This window comes from Leucobacter chromiiresistens (genome assembly GCF_900102345.1).
GTDB classification, from domain to species: domain Bacteria; phylum Actinomycetota; class Actinomycetes; order Actinomycetales; family Microbacteriaceae; genus Leucobacter; species Leucobacter chromiiresistens.
Map to the genome: position 1 here is coordinate 2,749,866 of NZ_FNKB01000001.1, position 17,721 is coordinate 2,767,586.

General features: G+C 70.4%; 15 protein-coding genes. 2 read left to right on the forward strand and 13 right to left on the reverse strand.

Annotation, left to right across the window (positions count from 1 at the left end):
• Positions 1-13: 13 nt before the first annotated feature.
• A complete protein-coding gene (gene dapE, locus BLT44_RS12550; RefSeq protein WP_414531133.1) occupies positions 14-1,156 on the reverse strand; it encodes a succinyl-diaminopimelate desuccinylase in 1,143 nt (380 codons plus the stop codon).
• Positions 1,157-1,224: 68 nt separating this feature from the next.
• On the opposite strand from dapE, the gene dapD reads away from it, so the two are divergent.
• On the forward strand, positions 1,225-2,181 hold the full coding sequence (gene dapD / locus BLT44_RS12555) for a 2,3,4,5-tetrahydropyridine-2,6-dicarboxylate N-succinyltransferase (protein ID WP_010156704.1): 957 nt from the start codon (positions 1,225-1,227) through the stop codon (positions 2,179-2,181).
• 215 nt (positions 2,182-2,396) lie between these two features.
• Entirely contained in the window at positions 2,397-3,632 is a 1,236-nt protein-coding gene (locus tag BLT44_RS12560; RefSeq protein WP_050803116.1) for an MFS transporter, read from the forward strand.
• Between the two features lie 40 nt (positions 3,633-3,672).
• On the opposite strand, the gene BLT44_RS12565 is transcribed toward BLT44_RS12560, so the two are convergent.
• The 12 genes from BLT44_RS12565 to argB form a co-directional block, all read right to left on the reverse strand.
• A complete protein-coding gene (locus tag BLT44_RS12565; RefSeq protein WP_083351994.1) occupies positions 3,673-5,307 on the reverse strand; it encodes a hypothetical protein in 1,635 nt (544 codons plus the stop codon).
• Positions 5,289-6,059 (reverse strand): ABC transporter ATP-binding protein, encoded by a 771-nt coding sequence (locus BLT44_RS12570; protein WP_029608267.1) that lies wholly within the window; start codon positions 6,057-6,059, stop codon positions 5,289-5,291. Before BLT44_RS12570 ends, BLT44_RS12565 begins: the two co-directional genes overlap by 19 nt.
• A gap of 42 nt (positions 6,060-6,101) precedes the next feature.
• Positions 6,102-7,394, reverse strand: a complete 1,293-nt coding sequence (locus BLT44_RS12575) for a citrate synthase (protein ID WP_010156699.1) — start codon at positions 7,392-7,394, stop codon at positions 6,102-6,104.
• A 161-nt stretch (positions 7,395-7,555) separates the two neighbouring features.
• A complete protein-coding gene (gene dapC / locus BLT44_RS12580) occupies positions 7,556-8,671 on the reverse strand; it encodes a succinyldiaminopimelate transaminase (RefSeq protein ID WP_010156698.1) in 1,116 nt (371 codons plus the stop codon).
• Between the two features lie 7 nt (positions 8,672-8,678).
• Positions 8,679-8,999: a ferredoxin gene (gene fdxA, locus BLT44_RS12585; RefSeq protein WP_010156697.1), complete on the reverse strand. Its 321-nt coding sequence runs from the start codon at positions 8,997-8,999 to the stop codon at positions 8,679-8,681.
• Between the two features lie 114 nt (positions 9,000-9,113).
• Positions 9,114-11,672, reverse strand: a complete 2,559-nt coding sequence (locus BLT44_RS12590; RefSeq protein WP_010156696.1) for a glycoside hydrolase family 65 protein — start codon at positions 11,670-11,672, stop codon at positions 9,114-9,116.
• Positions 11,669-12,373: an HAD family hydrolase gene (locus BLT44_RS12595; RefSeq protein WP_074690254.1), complete on the reverse strand. Its 705-nt coding sequence runs from the start codon at positions 12,371-12,373 to the stop codon at positions 11,669-11,671. The genes BLT44_RS12590 and BLT44_RS12595 overlap by 4 nt, the downstream gene beginning before the upstream one ends.
• Before the next feature lie 20 nt (positions 12,374-12,393).
• Positions 12,394-13,332, reverse strand: coding sequence for a carbohydrate ABC transporter permease (locus tag BLT44_RS12600; protein WP_010156692.1), 939 nt, complete (start codon positions 13,330-13,332; stop codon positions 12,394-12,396).
• Positions 13,329-14,678: a carbohydrate ABC transporter permease gene (locus BLT44_RS12605; RefSeq protein ID WP_010156691.1), complete on the reverse strand. Its 1,350-nt coding sequence runs from the start codon at positions 14,676-14,678 to the stop codon at positions 13,329-13,331. Before BLT44_RS12605 ends, BLT44_RS12600 begins: the two co-directional genes overlap by 4 nt.
• A 6-nt stretch (positions 14,679-14,684) precedes the next feature.
• Entirely contained in the window at positions 14,685-16,019 is a 1,335-nt protein-coding gene (locus tag BLT44_RS12610) for an ABC transporter substrate-binding protein (protein ID WP_010156690.1), read from the reverse strand.
• Between the two features lie 149 nt (positions 16,020-16,168).
• Positions 16,169-16,741, reverse strand: a complete 573-nt coding sequence (locus BLT44_RS12615) for an A24 family peptidase (protein WP_010156689.1) — start codon at positions 16,739-16,741, stop codon at positions 16,169-16,171.
• Positions 16,742-16,818: 77 nt separating this feature from the next.
• Positions 16,819-17,721: an acetylglutamate kinase gene (argB, locus tag BLT44_RS12620; protein ID WP_010156688.1), complete on the reverse strand. Its 903-nt coding sequence runs from the start codon at positions 17,719-17,721 to the stop codon at positions 16,819-16,821.

Consider the following 17,721-nt stretch of genomic DNA (forward strand, 5'->3'; position numbering starts at 1 on the left):
CCGCGGGCGACGATCAGAGCTCGTGGGTGAGCCAGTCGCGCAGGGCGGCGGCGCACGATTCGATCTGCGCGACGGGCACCCGCTCGTCATCTGCGTGGGCGAGCAGCGGATCCCCCGGCCCGAAGTTCACGGCGGGGATGCCGAGCGCGGAGAACCGCGAGACGTCCGTCCAGCCGAATTTGGCCCGCGGCTCCTCTCCGACGGCGTCGATGAAGCGCTTCGCCAGCGGGGCGTCGAGTCCGGGGCGCGCACCGGGGGCGAGGTCGACGATCTCGACCTCGTCGGCGTCGTCGAAGAACCCGCGCACGAAGGCGGCGGCCTCCTCGCCGCTGCGGCTCGGCGCGAAGCGGTAGTTGACCTCGAACGAGCAGCGATCCGGGATCACGTTGCCGGCGACCCCGCCCTCGATGCGCACCGCGTTCAGCCCCTCGCGGTACTCGAGCCCGTCGACCGTGATGCGCTCGGGCTCGTAGGCGGAGAGGCGCTCGAGCAGCGCACCCGCGCGGTGGATCGCGTTCACGCCCATCCAGCTGCGCGCCGAGTGCGCCCGCTTGCCGCTCACGCTCACCCGCGCCCGCAGGGTGCCGTTGCACCCTCCCTCGATGGTGCCGTTCGACGGCTCGCCGAGGATCGCGAAGTCGGCCGCGAACAGGTGCGGGTGGTGCCGCATCGCCCGCCCGAGTCCGCTCAGCTCCGACGACACCTCCTCGTGGTCGTACCAGATCCACGTCAGGTCGACCGACGGTTCGGCGAGCTCGATCGCGAGCGCGAGCTGCACCGCCACTCCCGCCTTCATGTCGACGGTGCCGCGGCCCCAGATCACGGGCTCCCCCGTCGTCTCGTCGCGCAGGTCGCGCACCGGCAGGTTGTCGTTGATCGGCACCGTGTCGAGATGCCCGGCGATCGCAACCCGGCGCGCCCGCCCCAGGTCGGTGCGGGCGACCAGCGTGTCGCCGTCGCGCACCACGCTCAGGTGGGGAGCGTGCACGATGAGCGCCGCCTCGACGGCGTCGGCGATCGCGCGCTCGTCGCCCGAGACCGACGGGATGTCGCAGAGCTGCCGCGTCAGCTCCACCGGGCCGCGCGACGGGTCGAGCACGGCTGCGCGCGCGGGGCGGGAGGCTGGCGGGGGCGTCGGGTTCGAATCACTGCTCACCCGATCCAGCCTATTGCCTCGCCGACACGGGCGGCGTGCGCGGCCCCGTCGGCGATACGATGATGCCCATGACTGCTTCTCGCTCCGCATGGGCCGCCGGCATCGCCACGATCGCGACCGACGGCACCGTCCTCGACGCCTGGTACCCCTCACCCGCGCTCGGCGCCCGACCAGATGACCGCGAGCCCTGGATCGCGCCCGCCGAGCTCGCCGGGCTCACGGGCTCCGACGACCTGCGCGGGGTCGAACTGCGCTTCGTCGACGTCGAGATCGACCTCGACGCCGCGCCCGCGTCGACGGAGGACGCGTACCTCAGGCTCCACCTGCTCTCCCACTGCCTCGTGCGGCCCAACACGATCAACCTCGACGGCATCTTCGGCCGGCTCCCCAACATCGCGTGGACGACGGCGGGCCCCATGCTGCCCGAGGCGTACGCCGCCCGCCTGCCGCAGCTCAAGCGCGCGGGCATCACCGCAGTCGGCGTCGACAAGTTCCCGCGCCTCACCGACTACGTCGTGCCGCAGGGGGTGCGCATCGCCGACGCCTCGCGCGTGCGCCTCGGGGCGCACCTCGCTCCCGGCACGACCGTGATGCACGAGGGATTCGTCAACTTCAACGCCGGCACCCTGGGCGCCTCCATGGTCGAGGGCCGCATCTCGCAGGGCGTCGTGATCGGCGACGGCTCCGACATCGGCGGCGGCGCGTCGATCATGGGGACGCTCTCCGGCGGCGGCACCGAGCGCATCTCGGTCGGCGAGCGCGCCCTGCTGGGCGCGAACTCGGGCATCGGCATCTCGATCGGCGACGACTGCGTGGTCGAGGCCGGGCTCTACGTCACCGCCGGCACGAAGGTGGTGCTGCCGCACGGCACCGCGGAGTCGCCCGATGCGGAGGTCGAGGTGAAGGCCGTCGAGCTCTCGGGGATCGCGAAGCTGCTGTTCCGCCGCAATTCGCGCACGGGCGCGGTCGAGGTGCTCCCGCGCGAGGGCGCGGGCATCGAGCTCAACGCGGCGCTGCACGCCTGATCCTGCGCACTTCCGGCCGCGCTCCTTCAGCAATGGAGGGGCGCGGCTACTTCATTTCCACCCGGCCACTACCGATTTTCCGCTCCCGAGACACCTAATTCGGGCGAAATGCACTCCGAGGGCGCGTCAGCACCCGCACACTGTTCCGGTGTCGTCGCGCACCCTCCGGGGCCGCGGGCGGCGCTCGTTCCCCCACCTCACAACGGAGTGCACCCTTGAGAACCTCTTCACGCCGATGGATCATCGGTCTCTGCTGGCTCACCGTCATGTTCGACGGCTTCGACATCGTCGCCCTCGGCGCGACGATCCCCATCATCACCGGTGCGGCGCACGGTCACCTCGGCGCCACGGTCGCCGACATGACGTTCGTCTCGACGATCTCTCTCGTGGGCGTCGGGCTCGGCGCCGTGCTCATCGGGCCGATCTCCGAACGCATCGGACGGCGCATGGCCCTCATGCTCTGCCTGCTGGTCTTCTCGGCCTTCACGCTGCTGTTCCCCCTCATGCCGAGCGTCGCACTCATGGGCGTCGTGCGGCTCATCGCGGGCATCGGGCTCGGAGGCTGCATGCCCATCGCGCTCACGATGATGCAGGAGTCGGCCCCGGCCGGCCGCAAAGCCGGCGCGTCGACCTTCACCATGACCGGGTACCACGTCGGCGCGGTGATCGCCTCGCTGGCCGCGTACTGGGCGCACGAGCACTGGGCGTGGCTCTTCTACCTGGGCGGCGTGCTCGGGCTCGCCACACTGCCGATCATGTGGTTCCGCCTGCCCGAGACGCGCCCGACCGCGGTCGACCGGCCATCGACGGTGGCGGAGCACCGCTCCGGCGTGCGCGACCTCTTCACCGAGGGCCGCAGCCGCGCCACCATCGGGCTCTGGATCGCGGCGTTCATGGGGCTGCTGCTCGTCTACGGCCTGAACACCTGGATGCCCAAGATCATGGAGCTCGCCGGATACCCGGTCTCCAGCTCGCTCATCATGCTCTTCGTGCTCAACGCGGGCGCGGTGCTCGGTCTGCTCGTCGGCGGACGGATCGGCGACGCGCGCGGAGTCAAGGGCACGACGCTCGTCTGGTTCGGCGCCTCGGCGGTGCTGCTCGGGCTGCTCAGCGTGCCGATGTCCAGCGTGCTCGCCCTCAACCTCGTCATCCTGGTCACCGGGGTCTTCGTGTTCTGCGCCCAGGTGCTCGTCTACGCCTTCGTCGGGTACACCTACCCCCGTTCGCTCGTCGCCACCGGCATGGGCTTCACCGCGGGCGTCGGGCGGTTGGGCGCGATCGCGGGGCCGTGGATCACCGGTGCGCTCGTCACCGCGGGCCTCGCGTACCCGGGAGGCTTCTACCTGTTCGCGGGCGTCGCCGTCGTCGGCCTCCTGGCGGCCGCGATGATTCCCAAGCCGCGGCCCATCGCCGAGACGAGCGAGCCCCGCCCGGTCGAGGTCGGCGGCTGAGCCGCGCCGGGAGCGGGCGCCGTGCGTGCGGAGGCGCCCGCTACCCCTGCGCGCTCACCCGGGCGAACAGGTCGGGAGCCTTGCGGTCGAAGATCGCCGCCCCCCAGCGCACACCGCCCCAGCACGCGACGAGGCCGGTCACCACGCCGACCGCCAGGGTCAACCAGGCCCAGAACGGCCGACCGGTCACTCCGGCCGCGATGGTGCAGGCGATCGTGGGGAGTGCGATCACGGTCAGCGCGCCGTACGATCCGGCCATGCCGATGAGGCTGAGCATGCCCGCACCGGGCTTCGACGCGAAGGGGTTCTCCCCCGCCTGGGGAACGGGCATCACGAAGATCGCGGAGCAGACGCTCGCCACGCCGAACCCCGCGAGGGTGATCACGGCGGTGAGGCCGGCGAGCGTGGGCAGCTGATCGAAGCGGCCGACCAGCGCCGTCGTCACGACCGCGACGATCGCGATCAGCGGCACGGCGATGATCGCGTTCGCCCAGATGCGACCGAGACGATCGTCGATGCCCCGGACGCCGCGCAGCACGTGCACGCTGAAGGCGGTGCCGTCGTAGGAGATATCGGTGAACGTGCTGAGCGCGAGCAGCGCGGCCACGATCACCGTGGAGCCGGGAAGCATGATGGGCGCGCTCGTCGAGGCGGAGACGAACCCGAAGACGACGGGCATGACGAGCACCACGATGAGGCTCTGCAGGTACCGGGGGTCGCGCAGCCAGTAGATCAGGGCGCGCGCGGCGACCGCCCCGCGCGGCGACGCCGGGAAGCGGCCGAGCCAGCCGAGCCCCGCCCGCGCGCTGGTGCGCGATCCGGCGGCCACGGCGCCCTGGTTCGCCCGGTACAGGGCCGCCCAGGCGAGGAGCAGCACGACGGGGGTCGCCAGCGCGACGAGCAGCTTCGCCGCGGCGCTGAGTCCGGATCCCGCGGCGATCTCCGCGGGCACCGCCCACACGGCGCCGAGCGGCGACCACGACAGCCCGTTCGCGAGGGCGGGCAGGCGATCGGCGATCGATGCGACGCCCGCGCCCGCGACGGAGACGAGCGGGCCGACGAGCACGAGCACGAGCAGTACCAGGCCCCCGATGATCTCGCGGAACCGCCGGTGGCCGGCGGCGCGCGACAGCGCCGTCACGGTGAGCTGGCACGCCAGCACGCAGGTCGCCGCGGCGACGGGTGCGAGCACGATGGCGGCGATCATCGCCCCCGGCGAGCGGAACCAGGCGATCGCGGTGCCCGCCGAGAGGAGGAGCGTCACAATGCCCGGAATGCCGAGGAGGCTCGCGATCGAGATGCCGGCGAGCTGCACGGATTCTCGCATCGGCATCATCGCGAGTCGTGCGGGATCGAGCGTGCGATCCATTCCCGTCGAGAGGATCGGGGCGATCGCCCAACCGACGATCAGGGCGGACCCGGCGAGGATCAGCACGGTTCTCGCGAGCTCGGCGCTCCCGAGCGCGAGCGCCACGAGCCCTGCCGAGACGAGCCCGAGCACGCCGAGCCCGTACAGGGCGCCGATGATGGCGCCGACCAGCTGCCAGGGGTGCCGCCGCAGCGTGTTCCACATCACGACGAACCGCAGCTGCACGAGCGCGCGGATGCGCGGGAGCGCACCCGCGCGCGGCGACGGAGCCGCGAGTGCGCCCGGCGTCAGGAGCGGCTCAGCCATGACGGCCCCTCCACATGCGCGCGCCCGCCCACGAGTTCCACGAAGCGCTCCTCCAGGGTGGAGGTGCCGCGCACCTCGGCGACGCTGCCGGCGGCCAGCACGCGACCGCCCGCGATGACGGCGACGTGGTCGCACATCCGCTCGACCAGATCCATGGAATGGCTCGACACGATCACCGTGCCCCCGCCGCGCACGAAGCTCTGCAGGATGTCGCGGATGTTGGCGGCGGAGACGGGGTCGACCGACTCGAAGGGCTCGTCGAGCACCAGCAGCCGAGGGGCGTGCACCAGCGCGCACGCGAGCGCGATCTTCTTCGTCATGCCGGCCGAGTAGTCGACGACCAGGGTCTGCGCCGCGGAGTTCAGGTCGAGCATCGACAGGAGATCGGCGGCGCGCTGCGCGACCGTCTCGCGATCCAGCCCGCCCAGCAGGCCGGTGTAGGTGATGAGCTGCTCGCCGGTGAGACGGTCGAACAGCTTCACGCCGTCGGCGAGCACGCCCACCAGCTGCTTCGCCTCGGCGGGGTGCTCCCACACATCGACCCCGGCGATGCGCACGTGCCCCGCGTCGGGCCGCAGCAGCCCGGTCGCCATCGACAGCGTCGTCGTCTTCCCGGCTCCGTTCGGACCGACGAGTCCGAAGCAGGAGCCGGTGGGAATGTCGAGCGAGATCCCGTTCACGGCGATCTTCTCACCGAAGCGCTTGGCGAGGCCGCGGATCTCGAGGGCGGGCACAGGCGTAGTCGAGTCCATGCCGCAAGCCTATCGAACGGGGCCAGCGCGCCGGCGGTCGGCTCACCGCTCCAGGTGGCGCTCCCCCGACCCGACGTAGAGCTGCTGCGGGCGCCCGATCTTCGTCTGCGCGTCCTCGCGGGCCTCGCGCCACTGGGCGATCCAGCCGGGCAGGCGCCCGATGGCGAACAGCACCGTGAACATGCGGGTCGGGAACCCCATCGCCTTGTAGATCACGCCCGTGTAGAAGTCGACGTTCGGGTAGAGCTTGCGCTCCTTGAAGTAGTCGTCCTCGAGCGCGATCTGCTCGAGCTCCTGTGCGAGACCGAGCAAGGGGTCGTTCACGCCGAGCTCCTCGAGCACGCGGGCGGCGCTCTCCTTCACGATGCGCGCACGCGGGTCGTAGTTCTTGTAGACGCGGTGGCCGAAGCCCATGAGCTTCACCCCGTCCTCCTTGTTCTTGACCTTCTCCACGAAGGTCTCGACGCTCTGCCCCGAGTCGCGGATGCGGGCGAGCATGTCGAGCACCGCCTCGTTCGCCCCGCCGTGGAGCGGCCCCGAGAGGGCGTTGATGCCCGCGGAGACCGAGGAGAACATATTGGCGCCGGTCGAGCCCACGAGGCGCACCGTCGAGGTCGACGCGTTCTGCTCGTGGTCGGCGTGCAGAATGAGGAGCTTGTCGAGCGCGTCGACCAGCACGGGGTTCATCTCGTACTTCTCGGCCTTGTTGCCGAAGTTGAGACGCAGGAAGTTCTCGACGAAGTTGAGGTTGTTGTCGGGGTAGAGGAAGGCCTGGCCGATGCTCTTCTTGTGCGCGTACGCGGCGAGCACGGGCAGCTTCGCGAGCAGCCGGATCGTGTTCACCTCGACGAACTCGGGCACCGCGGTGTCGAGCGACGACTCGTAATAGGTCGACATCGTCTGCAGGCCGCCCGAGAGCACCGCCATGGGGTGCGCCGTGTGCGGCACTCCCTCGAAGTAGTACCGCATGTCCTCGTGCAGCAGCGTGTGGCGGCGGATCTCCTCATCGAACGCGCCCAGCTGATCGGCGGTAGGCAGCTCGCCGTAGATGAGCAGGTAGGCGACCTCGAGGAAGGTGGAGTGCCGGGCGAGCTCCTCGATCGGGTACCCGCGGTACCTGAGGATGCCCTCGTCGCCGTCGATGTAGGTGATCTTCGACTTCGTCGAAGCGGTGTTCACGAATCCGTAGTCGAGCGCGGTGTGGCCGCTCTGCTTCGTGAAGGTGCTGACGTCGATGGCGGGGTGCCCGTCGACCGCATCGACGATCGGGAATTCGGCTGATCCACCGGGGAAGGTCAACTTGGCGGTGGCCGGGCCCTGCGTCGATTCGGTCACGTCGTCTCCTCGTGAGGTCTCAATGCTGGCGCTGCGTCGGATATGACACGGCCATTCCTAACACCCTATCGGCTCGGAAGGGAACCGGGGTCCGCGGCACGAGCATGCCGCGCTCGGCTCAGAATATCTCGATGTGAAGCGAAATGTCGATTCGAGAACCGTCAGTCGGGAGCGCCCGCCGCAGCGGCGATGCGCGCCGCCGCCGCCGCGATATCCGCATCGGGCGCGGTGAGCGCGAGGCGCACGTGGCGCGGGGATCGATCCCCGTAGAAGTGGCCGGGACCGACGATGATGCCGAGATCCGCGAACTGCGCCACGGACTCCCACGCGTCCGCGTCGCGGGTCGCCCAGAGGTAGAGCCCGGCCTCGCTGCCCTCGATCGTGAAGCCGGCCCCTTCGAGGGCGGGCCGCAGCACATCGCGCCGCGCGCGGTACCGGGCCCGCTGCTCGTCGACGTGCTGCTCATCGGCGAGGGCGACCTGCATCGCCGCCTGCACCGGCGCGGGCAGCATCAGCCCCGCGTGCTTCCGCACGGTCAGGAGCCGTGAGACCAGTGCGGGGTCGCCCGCCAGGAACGCCGCGCGGTAGCCGGCCAGATTCGACTGCTTGCTGAGGGAGTAGACGCTCAGCACGCCCCGATGGTCGTCGCCCACCACCCGGGGGTCGAGGATCGACGGAATGCGCTGCTCGTCCCACGGCGCCTCCCACCCGAACTCTGCGTAGCACTCGTCTCCCGCGATCACGGCCCCCAGCTCCCGGGCGCGTTCGACCGCGGCGCGCAGCGCCTCCGCGTCGAGCACCCGGCCGTCGGGGTTCGACGGCGAGTTCACCCACACGAGCCTCGTGTGCTCGGGCCACGTCGCCGGGTCGTCCGCCGCGACCGCGTCGGCGCCGACGAGCGCCGCCCCCATCGTGTAGCTCGGATACGCGATCGTCGGATGCACCACGGCCTCCTCCGCCCCGATGCCGAGGAGGAAGGGCAGCAGCGCCACGAGCTCCTTGGAGCCCACGGTGGGGAGCACCGCATCGGCCGCGACGCTCACGCCGCGGCGGCGCCCGTACCACTCCGCGATCGCCTCGCGCAGCGCCGGGGCACCGGCGGTCGCGGGGTACGCGTGCGCGTCGGTCGCCGCGGCCAGCGCCTCGCGCACCGCGCTCGGACTGGGATCGACCGGCGACCCGACCGAGAGGTTCAGCACCCCCTCGGGATGACGCGACGCCCGAGCCGCGTACGGCTCCATCGCGTCCCAGGGGTACTCGGGAAGTGCCTGGCGCATGCGCGCGCTACCCGGCCTGCGGCGGCAGCGCGGCGATGATCGGGTGGTCGAAGGCGTATTCGCCGGTCTTCGCGGCACCGCCCGGCGAACCGATCTCGTCGAAGAACTCGACGTTCGCCTTGTAGTAGTCGGCCCACTCCTCCGGCAGATCGTCCTCGTAGTAGATCGCCTCAACCGGGCAGACCGGTTCGCAGGCTCCGCAGTCGACGCACTCGTCCGGGTGGATGTAGAGGGAGCGCTCCCCCTCGTAGATGCAGTCGACAGGGCACTCGTCCACGCACGCGCGATCTTTCACGTCGACGCACGGAAGAGCGATCACGTACGTCACGGGAACCGCCTTTCGCTCGGGAGGGGCCGGAGGCCTCCGGCTCCCCCCATTCTACTCGCGCCCCACCGGGGAGCCGGTCGGCGCGCGGCCCTCAGGCCGCCGGGGTCACCGGGGTCACCCCTCGAACGGGCGCGTCGGAATCGACGTGGTGACGACGGGCACCTCGACGCCCAGCTCGGGCACGACGCCGGTGTCGCCCTCGCGGGGCAGCATGCCGGCGGAGAGCCCCGTGAACGACCCGAGGTCGGGCCCCTGATCCGCGAGGGGCACCTCGGCGGTCTCGCCCGCGACGATCCGCACATCCCGGTCGCGGACCCGCACGACCACGGGCCCCTCCCCCTCGATGAGCTCGAAGCTCATCCGGTCGCGCTCGAGCCGCACCTCGAACCGCCGGCCCCGCCACTCGAGTCGGAACTCCAGGCATCCCCAGTGCTCCGGCAGCCTCGGGTCGAAGGTGAGCTGGCGGCCGACGTCGCGCATCCCGGCGAAGCCCTGCACCAGCATCATCCACACCCCGCCGGTGGAGGCGATGTGGACGCCGTCGGCCGCGTTCCCGTGCAGGTCGTCGAGGTCGACTCGCAGCGCGTGATCGAAGTACTGGTACGCGAGGTCGCGGTACCCCACCTCGGCGGCGATGATCGACTGCACGACGGCCGAGAGCGTCGAATCGCCTGTGGTGAGGGCGTCGTAGTAGTCGAAGTCGCGCCGCTTCTCATCCTGCGCGAACTCGTTGCTCGCGAGCAGCAGTGCGAGCACCACGTCCGCCTGCTTGAGCACCTGGAAGCGGTAGATCACCAGCGGGTGGAAGTGGAGCAGCAGCGGCTTCTGCTCGGGGGGCGTCGCCGCGAGATCCCAGACCTCGCGGTCGAGGAAGTGCGCATCCTGCGGATGGATGCCGAGCTCCGGCGAGTACGGCACGGTCATGCCCTCGGCCGCGCGCTCCCACGCCTCGATCTCATCGGCGGTGAGGCCGAGACGGTCGACCAGCACGCTGTAGTGCGACGGCGCCTCCGCCTGGATGCGCCGCGCCACCTCGACCGCGAAGCGCAGGTTGAACCGCGCCATCACGTTCGTGAAGAGGTTGTCGTTCACCACGGTGGTGTACTCGTCGGGGCCGGTCACGCCGTGGATGTGGAAGCGCTCCACGCCCTCGGCGTCGCGCCGCCAGAAACCGAGACTCGCCCAGAGCCGGGCCGTCTCGACCACGACGTCGGACGCGCCGGAGAGCACGTACTCCAGGTCGCCCGTCGCCGCCACGTACCGGGCGATCGCGTACGTGATGTCGGCATTGATGTGGTACCCCGCGGTGCCGGCCGCGTAGTAGGCGCTCGCCTCCTCGCCGTTGATCGTGCGCCAGGGGAACAGCGCGCCGTCCTCGTTCAGCATCGCCGCGCGCATGCGGGCCTGCGGCAGCATCCGCTCCCGCGCCCGCAGCGCGTTGCGCGCCCAGAGCGGCGACGTGTACGTCAGGAAGGGCAGCACGTAGATCTCCGTGTCCCAGAAGTAGTGGCCGCCGTAGCCGGATCCCGTGAGACCCTTGGCCGCGATGCCGCGGCCGTCGGCCCGCGCCGACGCTTGCGCGACCTGGAACAGGTTCCAGCGGATCGCCTGCTGCACCCCCGGGTCGGCGTCGACGCGCACATCGCTCCGCTCCCAAAAGGCCTCGAGGTACTCGCGCTGCTTCTCCCACCGCGCCTCGCGCGGCTCCGCGTCCGCGCTGTTCAGCGAGTGGATGCACCGGTCGATCATCTCCGAGAGCACCGCGGTCGACGAGTAGTGGTAGGCGACGGTCTTCACGAGATGCACCGTGCGGCCCTCGCGCGCGGTGCCCTGGTAGACGTGTCGCACCCGATCCTGGGACTTGTCGATGCGATGCCGCCACTCGCTCCGCGCGCGCTCCTCGCCGTCGCCGCCGTCGAAGTGGTGGTCGACCCCGACCCCGAGGGTCATCTGCGAATCGTGCACCCGATACGTCAGCACGGAGCGGCCGCCGTCGTGCAGCGTCTGCCCGGGATCGAGGATGCGCTCGGTGAACTGCTCCGCGCGCCTCGGATCGACCGTGCCCGAGTCGCCCGCGCCCCGCGTGGGGGTCTCAGTGTGCACGCGGCCCAGATCCTGCCGGTTCACGATGAGGCTGCTGACCGTCAGGTCGGCGTCCGCGTCGAGCACGGTGATCCGCATCTCGATCGTGGCGAGGTGGCGCGCCGCGAACGACACCATGCGGCGGGTCTCCACGCGCACCCGCTTGCCCGTGGGCGTCAGCCACAGGAGCGACCGCGTCAGCGTGCCCTCCTTCAGATCGAGGATCCGGTGCACGTCGAGGATGTCGGAGGACTCGAGGTTGAGGCGCTCGTCGTCGACGTAGATGCGGATCGTCTTCGCATCGGGCACGTTGACAATGGTCTGCCCGTGCTCCGCGAACCCGTACGCGTTCTCCGCGTGCCTGATCCGCCACGTCTCGTGCAGGCCGTTCAGGAAGGTGCCGTGGCTGCCGAGGGGCAGCCCCTCCTCGTGGTTGCCACGCATGCCGAGGTAGCCGTTGCCCAGTGAGAACACGGTCTCGTCCTCGCCCGCGCGCTTCGCGTCGATGCCGCCGACCACGATCCGCCACGGGTCGTCGCCGAAGTCGCGCCGCAGCTCCTTCACGGGGCCGTCGAAGGATTCAGGGCTCATGGCAGCAGCTCCTCGAGGTCGGAGACGACGGTATCCGCTCCAGCGGCGAGCAGCGCCTCGCGCCCGGCGCCGCGGTCGACGCCCACGACGAGGCCGAAGCCGCCCGCGCGGCCCGCGGCGACTCCCGACGCCGCATCCTCGAAGACCACGGTGCGCGCCGGGTCGGCGCCCAGCAGTTCCGCTCCGCGCAGGAAGGTGTCGGGCGCGGGTTTGCCCGGGAGCCCCTCGCGGGCCGCGACGACGCCGTCCACGACAGCGCGGAAGCGGTCGGTCAGCCCGGCCGCCCGCAGCACCGGCTCGGCGTTGCGCGAGCTCGACACCACCGCGAGCGGCGCGGCGCGCTCCGCCAGGTGATCCAGCAGGCGCACCGAACCCGGGTACGCCGCGATCCCGTCGCGGTCGAGCACCTCGACGAACGCGGCGTTCTTGCGATTGCCGACGCCGCGCACCGAGGTGAAGCCCTCATCGAGGTCCTCCCCCTCGGGCAGGGCGACGCCGCGACCCGTGAGCAGAGCCGCGACGCCCGCGAAGCGGGGGCGGCCGTCGAGGAACGCGAAGTACTCGCGACCCTCGTACGGCGCTTCCCCCCGCGACGCGAAGAAGGCGTCGAACGTCTCCTGCCAGGCCCGTTTGTGGAGTTCGACGGTCGGTGTGATCACCCCGTCGAGGTCGAAGAGATACGCGTCGTACCGATCGATCACCCGGTAGTTCCTTCCCGTTGCTACTTTTGCGAACCGGCCAGAAGCGCCTGCACGAAATACCTCTGGAACGCGAAAAACACTATCAGCGGAACGATCATCGACAGGAAGGCTCCCGCCGAGAGCACGTCGATATTCGCTCCGAATTGCCTGAGCTGCGACTGGATCGCCACCGTGAGCGGCTGCGAGTCGGTGTTCGTGAAGATCAGCGCCACGAGCATGTCGTTCCAGGTCCACAGGAACTGGAAGATCGCGAGCGACGCGATCGCGGGCAGGCCGAGCGGCAGCATGATCTTGAAGAAGATCAGCCAGTCGCGCGCGCCGTCGATCCTCGCCGCCTCCAGCAGCTCCTCCGGCACCTGCGAGAAGAAGTTGCGCAGCAGGAAGATGGCGAACGGAAGGCCGAAGGCCGTGTGGAAGAGGATCACCCCCACGACGCTGCCGAAGATGCCCATCGTGCCGAACAGGCGCGCCAGCGGGATCAGCGCGACCTGCAGGGGCACCGCCAGCAGCACGATCACGGCGATGAACAGCCAGTCGCGGCCCGGGAACCGCATCCACGCGAACGCGTACGCGGCGAGCGCGCCGATGATGACGACGAGCAGCGTCGTCGGCACCGTGATGATGATCGTGTTCCAGAACGATCCCGTGATCGTCGGGTTCGTCAGCAGATTCGCATAGTTCTCGAGGGTGAGCTCGGCGGGCTTCGTCAGCACCGTCCACCACCCGCTCGACGCGTTGTCGCCCGCGGTGCGGAACGACGTGAGCAGCAGCCCGATGGTGGGCACGAGCCAGAAGATCGCGACGATCACCAGCACCGCGTGCACGATGCCGCTGCTCGCCACTCGCGCGATCCGCGCCCCCGCACTCTGCTTGCGACCCCGAACCGGACCGGGAGGCTTCGTCCCCCCGGTCGCTCCCGGCCCGGTCGGGGTGGTCTTCGTCTGCACCTGCGTGGTCATCGTCCGCGCTCCGCTCTGAATCGGCGTACATTCACGATCATCGAGGGCAGCACGAGAATCAGCAGCAGGATCGCGAGAGCGGATCCGAGCCCCTGGTTGTTGCCGCCGCCGAACGAGACCGTCCACATCTCCACGGCGATCACGTTCGCCGCCGGTTTCGAGGCGCCCGGCGGGATCACGTACACGAGGTCGAAGATCTTCAGCACGTTGATGATCAGGGTCACGAACACCACGAGCAGCACGGGCGCGAGCAGCGGCGCGGTGATCTTCGAGAAGATCTGCCACTCGTTCGCTCCGTCGGTTCGGGCCGCCTCCTGGAGGGAGCGGTCCATCGCCGAGAGTCCCGAGGCGATCATCACCATCGCAAAGCCCGCCCATATCCAGACGTAGGCGAGGATGACGACGACGTTGATCCACGACGCGCTCAGCCAGGAGACGCCTGCCGCACCGTCGCCGAAGTTCGAGGCGGGCAGCGCGATGCGATACGACTCGCCCGCCTCGAGCCCCTCGATGGTGTAGGTGCCGCCCGCGCCCGTCGTCGCGAAGCCGCGGATCGAGCCGTCGACGCCGACCGCGTCGACGCGCACCCCCTCGAGCCCCGTCTTGCCCGCCTCGAGCTCGCCATCGGTGCCTCCGCCGCCGCGGATGACGTCGAGGAAGACGGTGCCCGAGATCTCCGTGTCGCCCGCTGCGGCGGCCGGCTTCGCCTCGGTCGCGCCCTCCGGCAGCGCGCTGCGCTTGACGCCGATCAGCGGGAAGTTCTGCGTGCCACCCGCCGCGACCTCGTCCGTCGACGCGATGATGCCCTGATCGGCCTCGATGCCCACGCCCTCGCGCGGTTTCGCGCCCGGATAGCTCGCCTGGTCGGAGAAGATGCTCTGCACGCTCGTGATCGCCGCGTTGACGACGCCGAGCTGCGGGCTCTCCTGGAACATGCCGCGGAAGATCACGCCGGCGGCGAGCATCGAGATCGCCATCGGCATGAACACGATGAGCCGGAAGGCGGTCTTCCAGCCGATCTTGTCGACGAGCACCGCGAGCAGCAGCCCGATGATGGTCACCGTGACCGGCGCCACGACGACCCACACCAGATTGTTGCGGATGGCTGTGAAGGTCGTGTCGTTCGTGAACATCGTCACGTAGTTCTCCCAGCCCACGAAGTCGGAGCCGGAGCGGTCGAAGAACGAGCGGATCACGGTGTACACGATGGGGTACACCACGAGAGCGCCGAGCGCCAGGAGCGCGGGGCCGAGGAACGACCCCACGAGCAGCCACTGGCGCAGACGGCCCCGATGGCGCACGCTGCCGCTGCGGAGCGCGATCGGGACCGTCTGCGTGCGGGTCACCGCGCGCTACCCGTCGTAGGCGGCGGCTGCCGCGTCTTCGAGTCGCTGCGCCGCCCCGTCGACGTCATCGGGGTTCTGGTAGAAGGAGATCATCTCCTGCCAGAAGCCCTGCCCCGGGGTTCCGCCGAATGCGCTCGGCGCCAGGTCGGAGAGATCGAAGCGGAACGTCTCGGCCCCGGTGAGCGCCTCGGCGATCTGACGGGAGATGTCGTCGGGGTACAGCGAGGTGTCCACACCGGTGTTCGGCGAGGTGAGGCCGCCGTTCGGCACCCAGACCTCGGCCGCATCCGGGGAGGCGAGGTACGCCATCAGCGCGGTGGTCGCGGGGTCGTCGTCGAACTGCACGGCGACGTCGCCGCCGCCGACGACCGCCGGAGCCGAATCGTTGATGGCGGGGAAATCGTAGAACAGCGCGTTCTCGCCGACGGTCGAGGTGCCGTCGGCGGTGATGTTGCCCGCCACGAAGTCGCCCTCGAAGACGGTGCCCGCCTGCGGGTCGGCGCCGAAGACCTCGGTCACGCTGGTCGGGAAGTCCCGCTGGTCGCCGCCCGGCTGCAAGAGGTCGCTGCCCCAGAGCTCGCCGAGCACTGTGAGTGCCTCCTTCACGGAGTCATCGGTCCAGGGGATCTCATGGTTCGTGAGCTGATCGTACTTCTCGGCTCCCGCGGTGCGGAGGTAGACGTTCTCGAACCAGTCCGTCAGCGGCCAGCCCACGTCGGCGCCCACCGAGATGCCGGCGTAGCCCGAATCGGAGACGAGCTCGAGCTGCTCCATGAAGCCGTCCCAGTCCTCCGGAGCCTCGGCTCCCGCCTCGTCGTAGATGTCGGCGTTGTACCAGACGGTCGACTTATTCGCCGCCTTGAACCACACGCCGTAGAGCTCGCCGTCGACCGTACCGAGGTCGACCCAGTCCTCGGAGTAGTTGTCGCTCACCGTCTGCTGCACGTCTTCGGCGACCGGCATGATATCGCCGTTGGTCGCGAGCGACTCCATGAGTGCGGGCTGGCCCAGCACTGCGACGTTGGGCGGCGAACCGCCCTCGAGCTGACCGCTGATGTAGGTGGGCCCGTTGTCGCCGAAGCTCGTGTACGAGACCGACGCGCCGGTGCGCCGCTCGAACTCGTCGAGCACGGCCTCGAAGTTCTCCTGCTCGGCACCCGACCATGCGGCCGCCACCGTGAGCGATTCGCCGGCGAACTCGTCGCCGGCCGGAGCTTCGCTGCTTCCGTCGCCGCCGTCGCCTGAGCCGCCGCCTGCGCACGCCGTCAGCAGCAGTGCTGCTGCGGCGAGTCCGGTCGTCGCGCGGGTGATCCGAGACCGCGCGAATCGTGTGGTGTGCATGAATACTCCATCCAACCGATCCGAAGCCGGAGCGGGCACCTCCCGTTCCGAGGAGCGCGCCGCTGCGCCTGGCGCGTCGGAGCCTCCAGTCTGAACCTATCGATTCGCCCCGCCGGTCGAAAGGCCTTGCGCCGCCGCGGTCGCAGGGACTAGACGCATGCGACGGCGGGCCACACGACCGCCCAGGCCCCCGCGAAGAGGCACGGCGCGAACGGCACGCCACGGTCGTCGGCTCTGCGCGCCCGCGATCGGCGGAGCCGCAGCAGGGCGCCCGACAGTGCTGCGAACCCGAACGCCGCGGTCAGCGCGAGCGCCGCGCCAACCCACCCCGCCGCGAACCCGGTCACCGCGCCGATGAGGGGCGCGAGCTTCACGTCGCCGCCGCCGATGCCGGCGGGTGCCCACCACCAGAGAGCGGCCAGCAGCACGCCGGCGGCGGCACCGGGGCCCAGCGTGTCGAGGATCAGCCGGATCGCGGATCGTTCGCCGGGCGCCCCCGCCGTCGATGCCGCTGCCGCCGCTCCGCCCGCGGAGGCCGGGGCGAGCGCACTCGCAGCCGCGCTGGCGAGCAGCACCGGCAGGGTCGTGCTCGTGGAGAGCAGCAGCAGGAGGTTCGGAAGGCGTCGCTCGCGGATGTCGACGGCGGAGAGCACCGGGGTCCACACCGCGAACAGCGCGAACGCGGCACTCGCGAGGGCGGCGGCGAGCGGCGGCCCGTGCATCGTCTCACCGCCTGTTCCCGCTGCTCGTTCCCGCTGCCGGTTTCCGCTGCCGGTTTGCGGTGCCCGCCCGGTGCGCCCTAGGGCGTGACTTCCGTTCCGATGCCGCGCTCGGTGAATATTTCCAGCAGCACCGAATGGGGCTCGCGGCCGTCGATGATCGCCGCTTTCGAGACCCCCGCGCGCACGGCGTCGAGGCAGGCGTGCATCTTGGGGATCATGCCCGATTCGAGGCTCGGCAGCAGTTCTTCGAGCTCGGACGCCGTGATCGACGAGACCAGCGAGTCCCGGTCGGGCCAGTCGGCGTAGAGCCCCGCGACATCGGTGAGGATGACGAGCTTCTCGGCCCCGAGGGCGCCGGCGAGCGCGCTCGCCGCAGCGTCGGCGTTCACGTTGAGCGAGTCGCCGGGCCGGTCGACGTCGGGCGCGATCGACGACACCACCGGGATGAGGCCGGCGTCGAGCAGCGCGAGCACGGGCTCGGTGCGCACGTCGATCACGTCTCCCACGAGCCCCAGGTCGATCAGTTCGCCGTCGACTTCGATCGGCGGGCGGCGTCGGCCGACGAAGAGCCCGGCGTCCTCCCCCGTCGTTCCCGCGGCGAGCGGTCCGTGCGCATTGATCTGGTCGACGAGCTCGGGGTTCACCTTGCCGGTGAGCACCATGCGCACGACGTCCATCGTCTCGGGGGTCGTGACGCGGTAGCCGCCGCGGAACTCGCTCTCGATGCCGAGACGGGCGAGCATCGCGTTGATCTGCGGTCCGCCGCCGTGCACCACGACCGGGCGGATGCCGGTGTGGCGCAGATAGACGATGTCTTCGGCGAACGCCTCCATCAGCTGATCGTCGATCATGGCGTTCCCTCCGAACTTGATCACCATGATCGCGCCGCGGAACTTCTTCAGCCAGGGCAGCGAATCGATGAGCACTTCGGCACGCGCGGCCGCGTGCTCGTGGTCGAGCGGCTTCTCAGTGGTGGACAT

Bases quoted from the DNA above. Each gene is read 5' to 3' on its own strand.
- dapD (WP_010156704.1), top strand. From the start codon at position 1,225: ATGACTGCTTCTCGCTCCGCATGGGCCGCCGGCATCGCCACGATCGCG.
- BLT44_RS12565 (WP_083351994.1), bottom strand. From the start codon at position 5,307: ATGGCTGAGCCGCTCCTGACGCCGGGCGCACTCGCGGCTCCGTCGCCG.
- BLT44_RS12570 (WP_029608267.1), bottom strand. From the start codon at position 6,059: ATGGACTCGACTACGCCTGTGCCCGCCCTCGAGATCCGCGGCCTCGCC.
- dapC (WP_010156698.1), bottom strand. From the start codon at position 8,671: ATGCGCCAGGCACTTCCCGAGTACCCCTGGGACGCGATGGAGCCGTAC.
- BLT44_RS12590 (WP_010156696.1), bottom strand. From the start codon at position 11,672: ATGAGCCCTGAATCCTTCGACGGCCCCGTGAAGGAGCTGCGGCGCGAC.
- BLT44_RS12600 (WP_010156692.1), bottom strand. From the start codon at position 13,332: ATGACCACGCAGGTGCAGACGAAGACCACCCCGACCGGGCCGGGAGCG.
- BLT44_RS12610 (WP_010156690.1), bottom strand. From the start codon at position 16,019: ATGCACACCACACGATTCGCGCGGTCTCGGATCACCCGCGCGACGACC.
- BLT44_RS12615 (WP_010156689.1), bottom strand. From the start codon at position 16,741: ATGCACGGGCCGCCGCTCGCCGCCGCCCTCGCGAGTGCCGCGTTCGCG.
- argB (WP_010156688.1), bottom strand. From the start codon at position 17,721: ATGTCCACCACTGAGAAGCCGCTCGACCACGAGCACGCGGCCGCGCGT.